The sequence below is a fragment of the Streptomyces sp. NPDC088116 genome (genome assembly GCF_044741745.1).
Taxonomy (GTDB): Bacteria; Actinomycetota; Actinomycetes; order Streptomycetales; family Streptomycetaceae; genus Streptomyces.
The window spans coordinates 1,077,522-1,094,945 of sequence record NZ_JBIUTF010000003.1 but is presented as its reverse complement, the minus strand read 5'-3'; the positions used below and the strand labels follow the sequence as shown (position 1 = coordinate 1,094,945).

Genomic DNA, 17,424 nt, shown 5'->3' with positions numbered 1-17,424 from the left:
CCCCGCGGAGCGGGTAAGAGCCTGCTGCGCAGGCTCCAAGCGAAAGTGCCCCGCGTTGCGGGGCACGAACCGATCCGCGTAGCGGATCGAGCCTCGCGTAGCGAGGCTCTTGCCGGCAAGCCGGCGGTTGGGATCCGCGTTGCGGATCCCAACAAAGTGAAGTGCCCTGCGTTGCAGGGCACTTGTCGAGTCCGCGTTGCGAACTCGACTGGGCAGGTCCGCTTCGCTCCCCTGCCTTGGCCCCGCAAGCGGGGCCTGCTGGCTACAGAATGGGGTGGGGATGTTGTGTGCCGGGGTGGCATTCGGCATGATCGTGTCCATGGCCGCTTCTATTATGCGCTTACGGTTCACGGACTTCCTTGCTGATCCTGATGACCCTGATGTCATGCGTCGAGCCTTGGATATGGAGGCAGATGTGATGACGTTTGAAGGTGTGTCAGTAACTTTCTGGTTGGCGGGGGTTGAGGTCTGCAGTTATCCCGTTGAAGTCTTGGTTTCGGTGGAAACTCAAGGGGCTCTTGCCTCTGTGGATTCACGTAAGTACACGGTGGAGGGTGTGCGGCAGCATCACCCCAAGGCGTATCAGAGATGGTCGCCGGAGGACGACGAGCGCCTGTTGGACATGCGTGACACAGGAAGCACCGTCAAGGAGTTGGCGGAGCGCTTTGGGCGTCAGCCCAGTGCGATCCGGTCGCGGATCGACAAGCTGGGTTCGGAGGGTGAAGTTTCTGGAGTGACACCTCCGGTCTCTCAACAGCCAGATGTGCCTCCTTTTTGACAGCTGCTCATAGCAATTGGCCGCAGGACTCCAGGTGCGAACGGCATGGGTGGCTCGTGCTTCCTTCTTGAAAAATTTTCGTTAGATCCGGTTCTTCGTTGTGTCCCCCTTTGGAGGCGGGGCGTGCTGCACTGTCGCTCCACTCTTTGTTGAAGAGTGGAGCGTACACGTGGTGGGTGTAACTGCACGGGAAGCAAGTCGCATAACTCGAGCGATTCAGCGCCGGTAAAGAGTTGAGCCGCTGAACCTCGTGTAGGACACGGCGTAAGTACCGTTACGTGGGCCTATCCGCAGGCCCTTCCGGGTGCCTCATAGGACTCTCTTACTGATCGATGCGTGCCGAAGATCATCTACCAGACGAATCACCGGTCTTGGGCACGAGGCGCGGCAGGTGGTGATGCTGGATGCGGTCGTCTGGCAGGTGGTGCGTGCTCAGACGCTCAAGTCCTTCGGCTCGCAGGTCGGTCGGCGTCTGTTTCCGGATCTATGAGGCTGGGGCGGTTGGTGCCCGACGGTGGCGGCGTGTGGAAAGGGCGGCGCGGATTCGTTTCGGCATGGTCATGGTGGCCTTGCGGTCGCAGCAACGCGTACTCCTGCGCTGCGTTGGCAGTCGCCGGCTCTGTTGGTGGTGGGTGGCCGGGACGACGAAGGCTCCGGGCCCCGGCGGGGTTTGTAAGGCGTCAGATCATGAGCAGGAGTCGCGTGTGTGCTATGAGCTTCCGGTTCACGCTGGTGCTCTGGACGAAGATCGTGAAGTCGTCGTTGTGGTCCGGTGTGACGCGCACTTCCACGTCCGGCAGGCCGAGCAGGGCTCGGGCCTCGGGGCCCGTGTACACCCGGTCCGTCTTCTTTTCCAGCACCGCGATCTGCTTCTTGGCCTGGATCTTCTCCGACTTGCTCAGCTGGTAGAACGCACCACCGGTACGGTAGGTGTGCCCGCATTCGATGACCCAGTCCCGGATCGCTGCGTCACGCGCTACCGGAATCAGCTGGTACTCCGACGAATTGGCTGGGGTGAGACCGGCTGCCTTGACGGTGTCCTTGTTGACGGCTTCCGCACCTGCGGAGAACACCGTCCGCGATCCCCGGATGCCCTGAGCGCGGCCCACCATGAATTTCTCGGTTGCCTGGCGGATGACCTGCCCGGCCTCCTCCAGACCTTGGGTGCTCGTGGCGTCCCAGATGGCGATGTTTTCTTTCGGGAAACCGCACCGCATGGCCTCGTGCTTGCCCATCTGGTCCGGTACAAGGACGGCCAGCGTCCAGTTGTCCTTCTGTGTCTCGATCATTTTGGCCACGGCCTGAACCAGTTCACGCGGATCCCTGGTAGGGGCGTCCGGGCAGCGGTGACTTGCGTTCTCCTGCCCGTCGGTGAGTACGAACGTCAGGAAGCTGTGGTCGCCGTACAGTTGAGCTGTCTGCGCCAGCTCCCGTTGTGACTTCAGTGCGGCCGCCAGCAGTGCCGTCATTCCGCCGACCCGATAGAGCTGCTTCAGCGACGGCATTCGCAGCACGTCCTTGTCGTAGATGACGCACTCTGCCTTGTCTGCGAAGACGTACACCGTGACCCGGGTTTCCTGGTCCAGTTCCCTCGATCGGCGGGCGAGATAGGCGATCTGTTGGTCGGCGACTTCGACGACCTTGCGGTTCAGGTGCGACATGGACGAGCTGGCGTCCAGTACGAGAGCAACGTGATTGATGTAGTTCTGGTTTCCGGACATGGCAGCTCTCTCTCTTTCCGACGTGATGCTCCTACCGTCTCACCCGCCACTGACAATCGATCTTGGCTCCCGGGCTGGGTGAAGAGTCCGGGAGCCATGGTCGGGTCCGGCAGCGTGTCCGTGACGGCCGCCGTCTCGGGGAAGACGACCGCATCCCGCCCCGCTTGCCCGTCAACTATCCAGTTCAGCGTCGGGGTTAGTGTCTGCGGCCCGGTGTATACGGCACGCGGCCAGGCTTCTTCCCGCTCTCCGTACAGGGCTTGCCCTCAGCACCGGATCACCACCGCATGAGCCGGCGCGTACGCTCTCTCCGGTTCGCCGCTGCCCGCAAACTGCGCGCCGTATCACCCCGGCCCACGGCCGTACCGCCGTTGCGCTGGGGCCCGCCTCCGGAGCGCCATGCGGGTTCAGGTGCTCCAGTGCCTGGTTGGCGTCCGCGTCCAGCTGCCACCGCCTGTGCGGGGCTCGTACCGTACTCTCCGTACCGTCGCTGCACCGTCAGGGCAGCTTCAGGAGCGTCGGGATGGGACACCCTGGTACGCCTGCGCGACAACGTGAAGGGCGGGAATCCGATCGATCCGCGGGACGTCGGCCTCACGGTCCTGGTCGATCTCCGTAATCGTCTCACCCGCTTGGCGCGACCGGCACGGTCGTCGCTGTCGACGTAATCGAGGTCGAGCTGCTGTCCAACCGGCGACAGCGGCTCGGCGACAGGTGCCACGAACTAGCGGCTATGCCCTGCCTGTCGTGTGCCCGCTCTGCGGCAAAGCGTACGACGACGTGAGAACGGGGTGGATACGTACGGCGTGGGGCTTCTACGAGGCGATCGCCCAGGGCGGTGAACCCGCTGGCATGCGCGTGCGCGGACTGCTCTGCGGTGGGGGCATGCGTCGTGCCGGTCCGGACGGCTGGCGACTGCCTCGGCGTCCGGTTCGCCAAGGTTGTAGCGGAACGCGACGGCCGGGCCGCAGGGGACTGTGTGGTCACTTCAGGTCAGGTCCCCGCCGGTGTGCGGAGAACAGGAGCCCGGCGCCGGCTCTCCGGTGAAGGCGGCTGCTACGCGAGGGCTGCTGGAGGAGCGTCTTCGGCGGTCCAGTCGCCGTCGAACAGTGCGGCGACCAAGCGGGCTTGTTCGTCGGGGAGTTGGCCGGCCCGGTGCTTGGTGCGGGCCTTGGCGAGCCAGGCGCCGATCCTGACGGTGTCGCCGTCGGCGCGGATGTCTTCGCGGGCGGTGGGGGCGCGGCCTTCGCGGTGGAGGAAGAGTTCAAGGAGTTGGATGGTCTGTTCGAAGGTGCGGCGGGTGCGGTGTGTGGGGGCGAGTGGGTTGTTGTGGGGGTTCAGGCCGAGGGTGGTCATCAGGTAGTGCTGGCCGGGGTGGAGGGTATGCCAGGTGGTGAGCTGGCGGTGCAGCCAGGAGCCGATCTTCACGCCGGCGAGAAGGGTGTCGCGGGTGAGGGTTGTCGGGTCGGCGCCGTCGGCGAGATGGGCGCGGAGCAGGTGGTACTTGCGGTGCCAGTCGGCTCCGTGGGGCAGGCGCCAGTCGGGGTCCAGCGTGGTCAGGGCATGGGCGCGGGCGGTGTCGAGTCTGTTCTTGGCCGCGAGATGGCGCTGTTCGGCGAGCCAGGCGCCGATCTGGCTGGTGGCTGGTGCGGCGAGGTGGCCGTGGGTGCGGTGGTAGTCGTGGGCGGCGGTGAGGCGGGCGCGCCAGGCGGCCGGTGTGGTGGGTGTCGCGCATGGTGGTGATGAAGCGGCCGAGTTCAAAGCCGACGGTGTCGGTGTGGTCGGTGGGGATGTCGAGGTGGCCGTGGAGGTCGTGGAATGCCTGGGCGGCGGCGAGGCCTTCGCGGCGGGAGCGTGAGACGGGTCCGCGAGGGTTGAAGGAGATGAGGTCCATGGCGCGGGCGATGCGTTCGGGGTGGATGGTGAAGTCGAAGTGCCAGCGGTGCTGGATGATGCGGCTGGTCTCTGTGGGCAGTCGGTTGGCCTTGTTGGGGAGGCGCTCCAGGATGCGGTGGTCGTGGCTGGCCAGGGCGGTGGTGATCGCCCAGACGGGTTCGTAGGCGGTGCCGAGGATGTTCTCGGGGTTGTCGCCCGGCGGGATGCAGACGGGGATGATGAGGCTGGCGGTCTTGCCGGAGACGTCCAGGCGCAGGGCGCGGCCGAGGCCTTGGACGCAGCGGGTGATGCTGCTGGTGGGGTCGGCGAAGACGACGGCGTCGACGCTGGGGATGTCGATGCCTTCGGCGATCACTTTGGCGTTGGTGAGGATCGCGCGGGGGGCGGTGGCGAAGCGAGCGAAGATGTCTGAGCGCTCGTCGGCAGTGTGGTCGCCGTGGACGATGAACACGTCGGGGTCGAGTCCGGGGTAGCAGTGCGGGTCGGCTTTGTGGAGACGGCGCAGGGTGTGGGGTAGTTCGCGGGTGAAACGGATGGAGTCTTCGACGAGGTGGAAGAAGACCAGGACCCGGCGCATGGAGTGCTTGGCCATGGCGTTCAGGACGGCGAGGTGCAGAGCGGTGGTGCGTAGCGCGTTCTCGGGCTCCGTGTCGGCTGTGGGCGTGCCGGGGACGGGAAGGTTGAGAAGGGCGCGGAGTTCGGTGTCGGTGATGGTGGGGACCACGATGCGGTAGTCCGCGGCAATGCCGTCGGCGATTGCTTGTGCCAGGGGATACTCGAAGATTTTCTTTCCGTAGACGGCCTCGTTGTCCATGCTGTTCGCGGTGGCATCGGCGTCCGGCTTGGGGGTGGTCTGCGGTCGGTGGCGGGCCGTGCTGGCGGAGTTGGCGAGGTCGGGGGCGGCGAAGCTGCGCGGGGTGGCGGTCATGTAGAGGCGACGGTCGGCGCGGATCCGCGTTGCGTCGTTGATCATGGCCCATTTCTTGTCCGCCCGGCCTGCGATGCGGTGTGCTTCGTCCATGATTGCGAGGTCGAACGGCGGCACTTGGTAGGTGGTGTGCTGAGTATCCTCGATCTTGTCCAGTGAGTTGTAGGTGGAAATCACTGTCAGGGCGGGGAGTTGGTCGTCCTTCTCTCCCACGGCCGACATGAGCGCGGCTAGTGCTTGGGGGCTGCTCGCGGAGCCGACTCTGCGGGTGGCGAGTGCGTCGTGTGCGGCGGTGTCCATCGAGGACACGATCACCATGTGCTCGTGATGGCCGTCGCGGCGCCATGCGAGCGCGGTTTGTGCGGCCAGGTCCAGTGTGGGGACGACGATCAGGATCAGTCTCGCCGCCAGCTCGTCGGCGGCCCGAATCGATAGCAGGGTCTTTCCCGTGCCTGTGGCCGCCACGTACAGGGCTCGGGTGTGCGGGCGGCGCACGTGCCGGACAGTGGCCCGCAGTCCTCGTTCCTGGTCCGGGCGCAGCGTGGGGCGGCCTGGAGGACGGGTTGTGGGGTGCTCGAGCGGTGTGACCATGCCGGACATCATGGCGCAGCGCGCTGACGGTTGTGCAGCGGCAGCGGATGTGCCGTGGTTGTCCCTCCTGTGGGTGTTTTCCGTTGGCTTTTCCTTGGGTCGGTGCCTCTTGGGGACCATGGGTATGGGGGCGTCGCGCGGTGGGCGGGACGAGCTGGAATGAGGTGTTCAGTTTCTTCTGGGCCCGCTTCCCGGTGGATGGGAATGTCTGTCACGTCTGGGCTCGTTCGTCCATGGCCGGGGGGGTGGGCGGGGGCGTGTGGGCGGGGTGAAAGAGCCGCCGAGGTGTCAGGCGGATCCCGCTGTTCACCGCACTCCCCGACTCGTTGCGCTGAATGTCCGGCTGCCATAGGGAGCCGGACGTTCACTGGACTGTCGCGTCGGCTGGGCCGCGTGTCGGCGTGTCCAGTGGAGGCGGTGGTGTTCTGTGAACTGCCCGAGCGTCAAATGATCAGCGAGGGGCGTGTGGCCCGTTTCTGTCTGGCCAGCCCGGATCGGGGCAGAGGTGGCTATCTATGTGTCTGTATGGGCTGTGGTTTTCATCGTTCCGACGTACAGCAACGTTATGGAGCCTGGCCGCGGTGGCTGCAAACCCATGTGTGCAGCGGAAGGCGGCCGAGACGCGGTGCACACCGTATGACGATGCCGTGCTGGTGATGTGTGCTGTCGGGGGCGAACTGCTCGGGTGTTTGCCGGGGTTGACGTGCCGTGGGGCTGTCGATGTCTGAACGCTCTGTGTGCTGGTTTGTGGATCGGCCGATCCGGCCGGCGTGCGGCCCTGGCCGAAGCCGATCGTCACGTCCTCGGCAGTAATCTCGACCGCAGGAACCCAGAATCGCGTGCCCATGATCGGGGCGACGGTCTCGATGCCTGTGAAGACGCTCGCTGTACGCGAGTTCACCGCTCCAACACTCCGACAGATTCGAATCTACGAGTCAAGGGTGACGGCTACTCGTCCGGCCGGTCAGGACCCACTCGCGCTGTCAGACTCCCGGGAAGGAACACGCCGGTGGGGCGTGGGCGAGGCAGCAGCGAGGCAGAATTGGGCGGGACGGAACACGGTATGACCGGTCATATCTCTCCGGGCAGAGGGCCGGACATGACAAACCACGGCGACGCGGGAGCTCTGCCAGCGCTGTGCTGGAGTCCGCGCCCGGTCGCTTCGGCCGGGATCACCGGTCGGAATTGGCCAGCAGGCCGGTCAGGTAGACCGTGATCGAACGTTCGAGCGTCGCGGCGAAGGGTGTACGGAGGAAGACGAGACTCGGATCGTTGGCGTAGGCGGCACGCACGGCCTCCGCCGGATGGCTGTGCGTCCACAACGCTCCGACGAGAACGATCGTCATGCCGGCCGCTTCGGCGGCCTTTCGGTCGCCGAGCTCGGGCAGGATCTCCTGCAGCATGCCTGCCAGACCGGTGAGACCGTCGTGGGCCCCCTGCTTGTATCTCGCGGCCACCTCGGCGGAGACATTGTGCTCGAGGATGCCGGTCTGGGCGCTGAGCAGTTCGCAGAGCATCTCCCGGGATGCGAACGATGTGGCCAGGCCTGATGCCACCGACTCGGCTCTCGTGATCGCGGAACCTGTCCGGTCGACGCTGGCGGGGAGCTGATCGACCACCTCTGCCAGGAAATCGCGGGTCAGGCTCTCCAGGAGGTCCAGCAGGACCGCCTCTCGCGATTCGAAGTAGCGCATGACGTTGGACTTCGCCAGTCCCACGCGGCGGCTGAGCTCGTTGAGGCTCACGGCTGAGACCGGCATCTCGCTGAGCATGGTCGCCGCTGTCTCCAGGATGCTCCGGCGGCGTACTTCGCGCTGCTCCTCGTTTCTGGCGCGCTGGAACGTGTTCATGTCCACATGCTACAGACCGCCGGTCCCTTGTGTAGAGACCGAAGGTCTCTTATGCTCTAAGCCCGCCGGTCTGTTAGGCGGGACGGAAACCGCCGGTCGCTCTGGACGGGCCTCCGCCCCGAGCCTCACCGCTTCACAGCGCCGGCGCGCTGGGACACGACTCGCAAGGAACGGCAATGACGAAAAAAGCAGCCCCGGTCACCGGTGCCTTCTCAGGCATCGGCGAAGCCGCCGCTCTCAGCTCCAGAGGGCCGGCTTCATCGCCTACGGCGCGGCCCGCCGCACCGACCGGATGAACGGCCTGGCGGCGTCAGGCGTGCGAACGCTCTCACTCGACGTCACCGGTGTGACCTCGGTCAGCAACGCGATCGCCGGGGTCATCGCGGCCCAGGGCCGCATCGACGTCCTCGTCAACAACGCGGGCTACGGCCTGTACGGCGCGCTGGAGGACGTTCCCATGGAAGAGGCCCGCGCGCAGATCGAGGTGAATGTGTTCACACTGGCGCGGCCGACCCGGCTGGTCCTGCCGCACATGCGCGCCCAGCGAAGCGGCACCATCGTGAACATCAGCTCGATGGGCGGCCGATTCGTCACTCCCCATGGGGGCCTGTTACCACGCCGGCAAGTACACCGTCGAAGGCCTCAGCGACGCGCTGCGCCTGGAACTCAAGCGGTTCGGCATCGACGTCGTACTCATCGAGCCCGGCTCCATCCAGACCGACTGGGGTGCGATCGCGGCCGGCAAGCTGCGTGCCGCCTCCTCCCCCGGACCGTACGGCGAGCAGGCCGACGCGAGTGCCACGTCCCTTGAGTGAAGCTCACAGCCCGGCACCCGCACGGCCTCACCCGCCACTGTCATCGGCAAGGCCGTGGCCAAGGCGGCCGCGCACCCGCTACCACCTCGGTTTCGGAGCGCGCCCCCTCATTTACCTCAGCCGGCTGCTGCCGGACCGCGCCTTCGACGCGCTCGTCAAACGCCCGTCCGGCGTGCCGGCGTGAAAGCCCCCCGCTCCGAAGCCGACTCCGAAGAGAAGGAAAGACCATGACTGAGTCCACCACCCCGCGGCCCAAGGCCCTGATCGTCCTGTCGTCGGCACGCGTGCTCCCGCTGAGCGAACCCGCCGGCCACCCCGGGATACCGACCGGGTTCTTCCTCGTCGAACTCGCCGCCGTGATGGCGGAGTTCGAGAGGGACTACGACTTCATCCTGGCCACGCCGGACGGCCGGCTGCCGCAGCTCGACGTCAACGGACTCGCTCTCAACTTCCAGGCCGGCGGAAACCTCGGTACCGCCACCGCCCGCACCACCATTCAGAGCGGAGTCCAGAGGTTCGGCCCCGAGAAGCTGCGCGAGAAGAACCCGGACCTCCTCAAGCGCCGTGAGAGCGAACTCGCCCTCGCCCACCGGCTTCTGGGCCGCATCCCGGTCTCCGAACCGCTCCCCAGGACGGACGCGGAAGCCATCTCCGTCCGGGACGATGCCGTCGCCGGCTTCGACGCACTGCCGCAGCGCCAGTACCTGTCCATCCCTCAGCTGATCCAGCGGCACCGCGATCCCGCATCCGGCTTCTCGCTGGCGGACCTGGCCTTCGTGCACATGCCCGGCGGACACGCCCCGATGGTCGACTTCAACGACAACCCCTGGATGGGGGAACTGCTCCACACACTGCGCGAGACCGACATCCCGATCTCCCTCATCTGCCACGCCCCCGTCGCCCTCACCTCGGCGCGCCACCGGATCGACGGCGATGGGAAGGTCACGACCGATCCCGACCACGCCTTCAAGGGCGCACGGATCACCACCGTCCCCAAGTACGGCGAAAAGGCGATGCTCGGATTCCAGTACCCCAAGGTGCCCGGCGAACGCACCCGCCTGACCTACTACATCGACGAGGCACTCAAGGACGCCGGATACGACGTCAACCTCACCCTCAACCCCTCGGCCGCCAAGGTGGTCTGGGACGCCGGCCACTGCCTGCTGACCGGCAACGGACCCCAAGCCGTGGATGAGCAGGCTGCCCGCCTGGCCGAGATCGTGCGCGGCCGGGCGCGCGACTCCTTGTCACGCACGCACTAGACGTACCCGGCCCCCGCATTGGTAGCTGTCGGCCGGCGGACAGTCGCGCCATAAGAGCGCGCCATACCTGGCCGTGACGGTCACGACCGAATCCCCCGACGGGTGACGAGCCGGCCTCAACGGCCGGACTCGCCAGGCGAGGGCACGGAAGTCACCGCGGACCAGAACCCGTCACGAGAGGAAAAACGGTGCACACAAGGAACCGGGTCCACGGAACCGGGTCCACGGACACAGGGCAATGGCCCCTTGCCGGACTCGCCACCGCAGGCTCCGGTGGAACGCCTGCTGCGGCCAACACCACAAGCAGCCACGCACACACCGCTTCGCAGGAGGCATCGCAGCCCGGTCCGGGCACCGGACCGGGCTTCCCCACATTCGTCCGCATACCCGCCGACCAGGCGGCACCCGAGAGCCCAGCAGGAACGGCGGTACACCGTCGGGCCCATCGAGACCCGCGGGCACAAGCACAGCTACGAGGTGCAGCTCAGCCGCAAGGGCATCACACGGATCTCCATCACGGATGAAGAGAGCGGGGCGTACACGCTGGAGCAGAAGGTGTTCAAGCCCACCAGTTCAGCGCGTCTGCCGGCAAGCTCGATGTCCGGATGCCGAACGTCATCACTGTGCGGCCCGCTCGACGCCATGCACCTGAAGGCGGAACTGCCTCAGGGCAAGGGGACCCTGGACCTCAAGCTGAAGGCCCTCGGTCCCACGCTGTACAACAACGGTACGGGCCTGTTCCCCTTCCTCGACGAAACCAGCCACCACCACTACTCGCTCCCCAACCTGCAGACCACCGGCACCCTCACACTGGACGGCTCGACCAAGCACGTCACCGGCACCTCCTGGCCCGACCGCCAATGGGGCAACTGGAACTGGGACACGCTGCACAAGTGGACCTGCACCACGTCGTCTCGGTCAATCCGCTCGCCCCGCATACCACCCACTTCGAAACCAGCCCCACGACCGGCCAGCGCTACGCCCGCAAGTGGACCGTCACAATCCCCAGCCTGAACACCAAGCCGGCGGTGCCCGCCAAACCCGTCCCCCAGGAAATCCAGGCCAACCACCCGTTCACACCAGGAATCAACGAGGCCGACTCATCGGTGCGCGGCACCTACCAGGAGCAACCGGTCACCGGCGACGCCCACGTCGAGCAGTTCGGGGCACTGCCTCCCCCAGCCGGACACCCCCGGGTCGCATCCCCGGGTCGCATCCCCGGGTCGCATCCCGCAAGCGTGAACCCGGGCCGTTTTCGGATGCGGGTGGATGTCCACCCGCATCCGAACCGGCCCACCCGCCGACGGAATGCCCGACGGCCATCGGGCTGAACCGCGTCGTTCCTACGGCGACATCGACCGCACCGACACCAACGTCCTTCCTCACCACGGGATTCGGAGCCGGACCCTGCAGATCGAACAGACCGCCCGACGCGACACCAGCTGCCTCGCCGTCCAAAGCCGTGCACCGACTGCCATGACACGTCGATGAGACCGCCGAAGCCAACGCCCCGGCCGTTCGATCCCCCTGGAGTCCAGACCACAAGAACAGAGAACATCATGAACACCATCCCCGCACTTCGAGCACTGGACCGGCGGCCACCCGATGCCGCCCCGCCTCGGGCCGCCACCTGGACTCCACCAGCCCCCACGACGGCGAACTCGTACTCCGCATTGCCAACGGCTCCGCCGAGGACGTCGAACAGGCCGTCCCCGCCGCCCACCAAGCCCAGACGACATGGCGACGGACGACCACCACAGAACGCTCCCGGATCCTCAAACCCATTGCGGCCAGCACACGGAAGAGCATCGACCGGCTCGTCGAGCTGGAATACGCAGAAGCCAGCAAACTCCCCGCGCCCGCCCGCCGGAACTCCACGTCACCGCCGACCACTTCGACTACTACGCCTCCGTCGTGCGCACCCTCGCCGACGACACGACGGCCAAGGCCCCAGAACCCAACCCACACCCCGCTCGTCACCCATCAGCACCCACACGATCTGCACCGTCGACGGCACCCAGAACACCAGGTCCAGCCCCAGCCACGGCATCCATTGACCCTGTCGGTCCTCAGACGTGTTTTGAAAGTCTGGGCAGCCGTTAGTCAGTGGTTCGTGACAGCGATACGGTGCGTGGGCGATGGGCTCGAACATCCACAGGGCGTCCATCGGGATCGCGAGCTGTCATCGTCCACTGCGTGGGCAGTGTCGCGATCTGTCCGACCGGCCACCCGGCACCCAGGATTTGCTCGCGAACCTCACACAGCTGCGCGTATGTTCCCACACGCAGCCCCCATCCCGCATTGCTGAGGGGATCGAGATCAGTGGTGGGGGCGGTAGCGGTTTCGACGATCATCAGGTGGTCATCCCCGCCGACATCGATGACTGCGATCCGAGGCTCGGAATGGGTTGCAGCGCGCTCGAATGCAAGCGCCGCTCCGAGCAAGTCCGTGTAGTACGCCACGAGCCGGTCGAGGTCGGTCGTGGACAGCGTCAGATGGTTGATTCCGAAGAGATCGGGCATGCGCGTCAACTGTAGTCCAGCCGCTGAACTGCACCTGCGGCGCGATTGAGATGTGGTCACAGTGCCTGGCGTACCAAGGTGAGTTGGATGGTGGCTTCGTAGCGGATGGTGAATTTCTCGTAGCGTGTCGCGACGCCTCGCGCCTGCTTGAGGAGCCCTGTCCGGCACTCGGCTTTATGTCTGGCCTTGTATTGCTCACGGTCGAAGCCGGGCGGGCGGCCACCGGTCGAACCTCGGCATCTGCGGTGTCCGGCCTGGTCACGTCTCTCCGCAATGGTGTGCGGGATCTGCCGGCGGCGCAGGCACTCACGGATTCTTCGAGACGAGTAGGCGCGGTCGGCGAGGACGTGAGCGGGTCGGGCGCGCGGATGTCCGCCGCCGATCCACGGAACGCGGATGCGGTCCATGACCTCGGTGAACACCGGGGCATCCGCCCGCTGTCCAGCAGTGACCACAACAGCCAGAACGTGAAAGGAGGCGCCGACAGCAAGGTGAATCTTGGTGGTCGGGCCGCCGCGCGAGCGGCCGAGTGCCGGGTCGTCCGGCTCAGCCGCCAGGCCGCCAGGCCGTCCGGACTCGTCCGGACTCGATCGGCAGCCCCCTTTTTTTGCGAGCGCCGGCGGCGTGTTGATGGGCTCGACATGTCGTGGAATCGACCGACACCTCCCACTCTATGTGTCCGGCAGCATCGGCCTTGACCTGCAGCTTCTTCAATATTCTGGCCCCTGCGCCGTCGATCTGCCAGCGACGGAACAGGGTGTATGCCGTCTCCCACGGACCGTACCGCTCAGGTATGCCTCGCCAGGGCGAGCCAGTGCGAGCACGCCACCAGATCCCGTCGAAGACCTGCCGACGCCCCCTGCGAAACGAGTACGGCCACACCCGCCACCGGAACGCACGAGTGTTGCAGGGCGCACGGGACCGGCACGCCCGGACGGCGAGGACACTGGCAGTGGTCATCCTCAGTCAACGGTCGTTGGGGCCCAGCAGCGTGGCGGCCGCGGCGATGAAGGCGGTGGAATCTTCCTTGGCCGCATGCCGCCGGGCGTCCAGCTCGGTCTGACCGACGGCCTTGCGCAGTGCGTACGTGGCATCCGCGGCCTGTTGGGCGGGGCCGGCCAGCTCGGGGACCAGGACCTGAAGGCGAAGGTGGGGCGCGGTGATTGCCGCCCGGGTGTCGTGGGACCTCGTCTGGGCCTCCAGCTGATGCTCGGTGCCTGCCTCGGTCAGGGCCAGACGCTCCCGGTGGAAGAGCACCGAGCGGTGCGCGTCCAGGGCTGCCGCGAAGTCGGTTACGGCGCCGAGCTGGTCCTGGCGGTGGCTGTCGGCGCGTTCCTCGGCGCGTGCCGTACGTGCCGATCGGTGCTGGAGGAGTCCGGCGGTCAGGGCACCGGCGAGGGTACCGAGTACGGCAACGATCGAAGGCCATATGGACATCAGGTGTTGAGTCCTCTCGAGTGGTCGGTTTCGGTGGTGAGGTCGTCGGACGGCGAGGTACGCGGCGGCGCCTTCGGTGTCGGGATTACGCCTGCGGCGCTCCGGACCTGCCCCTGGCGGTCAGTTTGCTGCCGGGGGCAGAGATCAGGAGTCCGGGGCCATGATCACCTTGCTCCGAGCCGACCAGGACACGAGACGGCCGCAAGCAGGTACCGGCGCGCTCCCAGAACTCAGCAACATGTCTCTTGTCCGATGCCGCCCAGGAATCCAGCGCCGCGAAGCCGGATGATCCGGTGTGTCGCGAAGCGCTCTTGTACGCGTCGGAGTTGTGGCTCACGTTGAGCGGGTAGTGACGGATCAGCGGCACGGCGTGGTTCCAGGGGTGGGGGGATCGGCTCTTGTCGAACGGACGGGTGCGGCTCAGTGGCGGGACAGCATGGCAGACCGGTTTCCGGCGCCGGACGACAGGTCGTCCGGATCTGAGTGCGATGGACATCGCGACGATCCGCCGTTCGCTGAACGGCACGCTCACCGAACTGCAGCGTGCGATCGATCGCTTTGACGTGGCCAAGGCGACGCAGCTGTTCGCGTGGGCCCGGCATCAGACATCCCAGGCTCCACCGCGCGAGACCCCGGAGCAGCGGGCCCGGCTGAAGGGTCTCAAGGAGGTGCTGGGCTCGCGCCGGTGGCAGGAGGAGGAGCGGCGCCTGGCCGCGCAGGAGGTGCTGGCCGCGCAGGAGGTGCGCCCGCAGCCGATCGAGGCTCCGCCTGTGCCGCGCCAGAGGCGCAAGAAGCGGTCGGCCTCCGAGCAGGCTCGTCGTACCGCCGAGGACGGTGTGGTCCTCCGACACGCCTCGTGTCCTCCTTCCGGACCCGGTGCGGCCTCCGGTGAGGGCGGCGCCGCCCGCACCGGAGGCCGCACGATGCTCCGCCCGAGTCCCCGCGGAAGTGCGTCTGTTTCCTGGGAACGGTCAGCCGGGGTTTCCGGAGGCAGGACGGCTCACGGAACTCGCGACCGACCTGCGGCCGTTGCTGGAGCAGACCACTCGGGCCGGGGCCACCATCACGTGGTCGGCGGTCCGCAAGCGCCTGCCCGCCCTTCCGCGTCTGCACCGTGATGACGAGAGCGTCCTGTTGTGGCACGTCGACGACGACCGCGATCGGAGTGAGCCGCTGCTGTCGGCCCTGGTCACGGTCGGCGACCGGCAGATGCACCCGCGGTTCCCCGCCATCGCCGGACAACTCGGTGTTTCCCCCCGGACGCGCACCGGCGCAGCAGCGCTCCACCTGGAACTACGAGGTACTGAAGGCGCACCGGCACCGGCGTCACCGTCGCTGATGCCAGGCCGGGTCCGGGCAGGTTGGGATGAGGTCAGCTGCGGCTGGAGGTGTGCGCCGAGGTATCCGCCGAGATTTGCGTCCCGCGGCTTCGCCCACTCCCGTAAAGTCCGTGGCTGACTGCTCCGTCAGGGCCGAGCACCGTTGACCAGGAGAGGACCCTTGGACGCCGAAGCCACCTCCGACTCCCTCACGCAGGTCCCCGGAACGGGACGAGCCGTCCCCGAGGCCGAGCCCGAACTCGTGCGGCAGTGGCGGTCGGAGGGCGGTGAACTGCTCGAGCTGCTGTCCCGGGTGCGCGAGCGGCTCGGCGGTGTCGCCGCGTTCCGCGTCGGGGCGGCCCCCACCGTTCTCGTCACCGACCCGGGGGCCGTACAGCATGTACTCGCCCGGCACCCGGACCGGTACGTCAAGCGCTCCCATCGCGCCCGACTGCTGATCGGTGACGGAGTCCTCTCCGCCACCGGTGCGGCCTGGAAGTCCCAACGCCGCCTGCTGCAGTCCCAGTTCACCGGTCCCGGCATGCGCCGCTACGAACACCGGATCACCGAGGCCGCCCGGACCACCGCCGGACGCTGGGACGGTTACGCCCGTACCGGACAGACCTTCGACGTCGGGCGCGAGATGCGCCGCTTCGCCCTGGACGCGATCTGGCGCTCCCTCACCGGACACCCCCTGGACGACGGGACCGAGCGCGAACTGGACGCCGTGGCCGCCGTGGCGACCGCCCTCCCCACGCTGCCCGCCGACGTGACCGATGCCCAAGACGCCGTCGCCGCCGATCTCGCCCGGATCGACGCGGTCGCCCGGCACGCCGTCGAGGCCGCCCGCAGCGGGGCGGCCGGTCCCGACGGGCCCGGCCTTCTGCACGTTCTGACCGACGCCGCCGCCGAGCGCCCCGAGTACACCGACCGGCTGATCCGCGACGAGATGGTCACGCTGCTGGTGGCCGGGCACGAGACCACCGCCACCACCCTGACCTGGCTCTATCTGCTCCTCGACCGGCACCCCGGCGCCCGCGAACAAGCCCTCGCCACCGGCGGCGAGGGCTCGGAGCAGCGTCGCCAGGCCGTTCAGGCCCTGGTCCACGAGACACTCCGGCTCTACCCGTCCGCCTGGATCCTGCCGCGTCACGCCACCGAGGACGACACCCTCGCCGGGTACACCGTCGAGGCGGGGACCGACATCCTGGTCTGCCCGTACCTCACGCACCGCGACCCCGGACTGTGGCCGGACCCGGAGCACTTCGGCCCCGAGCGCTTCACCGCCCCCGACGGCCGGCCCGCCCACCCGGGAGCCTACTTCCCCTTCGGTATCGGTCCCCGCGCCTGCCTCGGTCTCCAGTTCGCGCTCCGCGAATCGACCGTCCTCCTTGAACACCTGCTGCCGGCCCACACCCTGGCCTTCTCCGCCACCCCGACGAAAACGCTGTTCGGCATCACGGTCCGCCCCGACGGCCCCACTCCCGCCACCTCGGTACGTCCACGTACCTGAAGCGAGCGTGCCGGTCAGACCCTCACGGCAGACTGTCCGGCCACGACTGCATGAGGGGAACGGGCACACCCTCCATAACAAAACCGGACCAGTAGAAGGGACGTGGTTCCTCCGCGCCTCAGAAGCTGTTTTCGACCGAGGCACGGAGGTCCTCGGCCAAGCTCCGGCCGGCCGTCAACATCCCTGTCCATGCGTCCCGGCCTCCCGGCCGCCACCGACAACACGGGCTTTCCCCGCGGCCCCTTGGGCTTGCCCGCGCCGCGGGTGGGAAGGCTCACCCCGGTCAGGCACGCACACGCGAGAGCCGGCCACCGGCCTTCTGCTCGGGCACGGCCTGGTCCTGCCCCTGGCGCTCGCGGTCGACCTGCTGATCGGCCGCTACGGCCCGGTCCTCGCACGAGTCACACAAGGACAGGTGCCACCGCGCTCCCGGCTTCGGCTACGCCACAGCTGCCTTCCACCGGTCCTCGGCCAACTTCATCCCGCACAAGGCGCAGGCGGGGCGACGGGCCCCACCCTCAGCCGCCTTCTGCTCGGCCGCCCGCCGCAGCTGTGCCTTGCACTCCCCCTGGCGGACCTTGAACTCCTCTTGCTCGCGAGGAGCATCGGCGGCTTCGCGGCGCGGGCTGCCGATCGCCTCCAGAAGGAGCTGCATGTCGTCGCGACCGAAGCTGAAGTGCGCGCACCGAGCGCGGTCGTGCGCTTCGGATACGCGCCGGCGCGCACCGTCCGGCCCCGCCACTGCGCACCGGCGCGTATCGGCGCGGCGCGTGCCGCACCGTGGCGGATGCG

The 17,424-nt window shown here is 67.4% G+C and carries 12 protein-coding genes and 5 pseudogenes; 7 read left to right on the top strand and 10 right to left on the bottom strand.

Annotated features, from left to right (window positions below):
* Positions 1-319: 319 nt before the first annotated feature.
* Positions 320-778 carry a hypothetical protein gene (locus ACIOJD_RS17055; protein WP_401913840.1) on the top strand — a complete coding sequence of 153 codons (459 nt, stop codon included), beginning with the start codon at positions 320-322 and terminating at the stop codon, positions 776-778.
* Between the two features lie 680 nt (positions 779-1,458).
* Here ACIOJD_RS17055 and ACIOJD_RS17050 read toward each other — a convergent pair.
* The 5 genes and pseudogenes from ACIOJD_RS17050 to ACIOJD_RS17030 all read right to left on the bottom strand — a co-directional run bounded on the left by ACIOJD_RS17050 (position 1,459) and on the right by ACIOJD_RS17030 (position 7,764).
* Complete coding sequence (locus ACIOJD_RS17050) at positions 1,459-2,499, bottom strand: VWA domain-containing protein (RefSeq protein WP_401913837.1); 1,041 nt, start codon at positions 2,497-2,499, stop codon at positions 1,459-1,461.
* 1,056 nt (positions 2,500-3,555) lie between these two features.
* Positions 3,556-3,855 carry a hypothetical protein gene (locus ACIOJD_RS17045; protein WP_401913948.1) on the bottom strand — a complete coding sequence of 100 codons (300 nt, stop codon included), beginning with the start codon at positions 3,853-3,855 and terminating at the stop codon, positions 3,556-3,558.
* Between the two features lie 249 nt (positions 3,856-4,104).
* A pseudogene (locus ACIOJD_RS17040) lies at positions 4,105-4,260 on the bottom strand (helicase associated domain-containing protein); the annotation flags it as partial.
* A pseudogene (locus tag ACIOJD_RS17035) lies at positions 4,235-5,914 on the bottom strand (DEAD/DEAH box helicase family protein); the annotation flags it as partial. The pseudogenes ACIOJD_RS17035 and ACIOJD_RS17040, both read right to left, overlap by 26 nt.
* A 1,172-nt stretch (positions 5,915-7,086) precedes the next feature.
* Positions 7,087-7,764, bottom strand: coding sequence for a TetR family transcriptional regulator (locus ACIOJD_RS17030; protein WP_401913835.1), 678 nt, complete (start codon positions 7,762-7,764; stop codon positions 7,087-7,089).
* On the opposite strand from ACIOJD_RS17030, the pseudogene ACIOJD_RS17025 reads away from it, so the two are divergent.
* From ACIOJD_RS17025 to ACIOJD_RS17005, 5 genes and pseudogenes are all read left to right on the top strand, one after another.
* Positions 7,685-8,305 (top strand): annotated as a pseudogene (locus tag ACIOJD_RS17025) (SDR family NAD(P)-dependent oxidoreductase); the annotation flags it as partial. The gene ACIOJD_RS17030 and the pseudogene ACIOJD_RS17025 overlap by 80 nt on opposite strands.
* Positions 8,306-8,363: 58 nt before the next feature.
* Positions 8,364-8,579 carry an SDR family NAD(P)-dependent oxidoreductase gene (locus ACIOJD_RS17020; RefSeq protein ID WP_401913833.1) on the top strand — a complete coding sequence of 72 codons (216 nt, stop codon included), beginning with the start codon at positions 8,364-8,366 and terminating at the stop codon, positions 8,577-8,579.
* Positions 8,580-8,806: 227 nt separating this feature from the next.
* Positions 8,807-9,841: a hypothetical protein gene (locus ACIOJD_RS17015; RefSeq protein ID WP_401913831.1), complete on the top strand. Its 1,035-nt coding sequence runs from the start codon at positions 8,807-8,809 to the stop codon at positions 9,839-9,841.
* Positions 9,842-10,318: 477 nt separating this feature from the next.
* Positions 10,319-10,855, top strand: a complete 537-nt coding sequence (locus ACIOJD_RS17010) for a lipocalin-like domain-containing protein (RefSeq protein ID WP_401913828.1) — start codon at positions 10,319-10,321, stop codon at positions 10,853-10,855.
* 616 nt (positions 10,856-11,471) lie between these two features.
* Positions 11,472-11,648, top strand: a pseudogene (locus tag ACIOJD_RS17005) (aldehyde dehydrogenase family protein); the annotation flags it as partial.
* Between the two features lie 292 nt (positions 11,649-11,940).
* Here the strand turns inward: ACIOJD_RS17005 and ACIOJD_RS17000 are convergent.
* From ACIOJD_RS17000 to ACIOJD_RS16990, 3 genes and pseudogenes are all read right to left on the bottom strand, one after another.
* Positions 11,941-12,363 (bottom strand): VOC family protein, encoded by a 423-nt coding sequence (locus tag ACIOJD_RS17000; RefSeq protein WP_401913825.1) that lies wholly within the window; start codon positions 12,361-12,363, stop codon positions 11,941-11,943.
* Between the two features lie 56 nt (positions 12,364-12,419).
* Positions 12,420-13,245 (bottom strand): annotated as a pseudogene (locus ACIOJD_RS16995) (IS5 family transposase).
* A gap of 84 nt (positions 13,246-13,329) precedes the next feature.
* Complete coding sequence (locus tag ACIOJD_RS16990; RefSeq protein WP_401913822.1) at positions 13,330-13,800, bottom strand: hypothetical protein; 471 nt, start codon at positions 13,798-13,800, stop codon at positions 13,330-13,332.
* Positions 13,801-15,300: 1,500 nt separating this feature from the next.
* Here ACIOJD_RS16990 and ACIOJD_RS16985 point away from each other — a divergent pair.
* Positions 15,301-16,632, top strand: coding sequence for a cytochrome P450 (locus tag ACIOJD_RS16985; protein ID WP_401913819.1), 1,332 nt, complete (start codon positions 15,301-15,303; stop codon positions 16,630-16,632).
* A gap of 283 nt (positions 16,633-16,915) precedes the next feature.
* Here ACIOJD_RS16985 and ACIOJD_RS16980 read toward each other — a convergent pair whose 3' ends face one another.
* Both ACIOJD_RS16980 and ACIOJD_RS16975 read right to left on the bottom strand, forming a co-directional pair.
* On the bottom strand, positions 16,916-17,041 hold the full coding sequence (locus tag ACIOJD_RS16980) for a hypothetical protein (protein WP_401913817.1): 126 nt from the start codon (positions 17,039-17,041) through the stop codon (positions 16,916-16,918).
* Between the two features lie 30 nt (positions 17,042-17,071).
* Positions 17,072-17,287, bottom strand: a complete 216-nt coding sequence (locus ACIOJD_RS16975; protein ID WP_401913814.1) for a hypothetical protein — start codon at positions 17,285-17,287, stop codon at positions 17,072-17,074.
* Between the last annotated feature and the right edge of the window lie 137 nt (positions 17,288-17,424).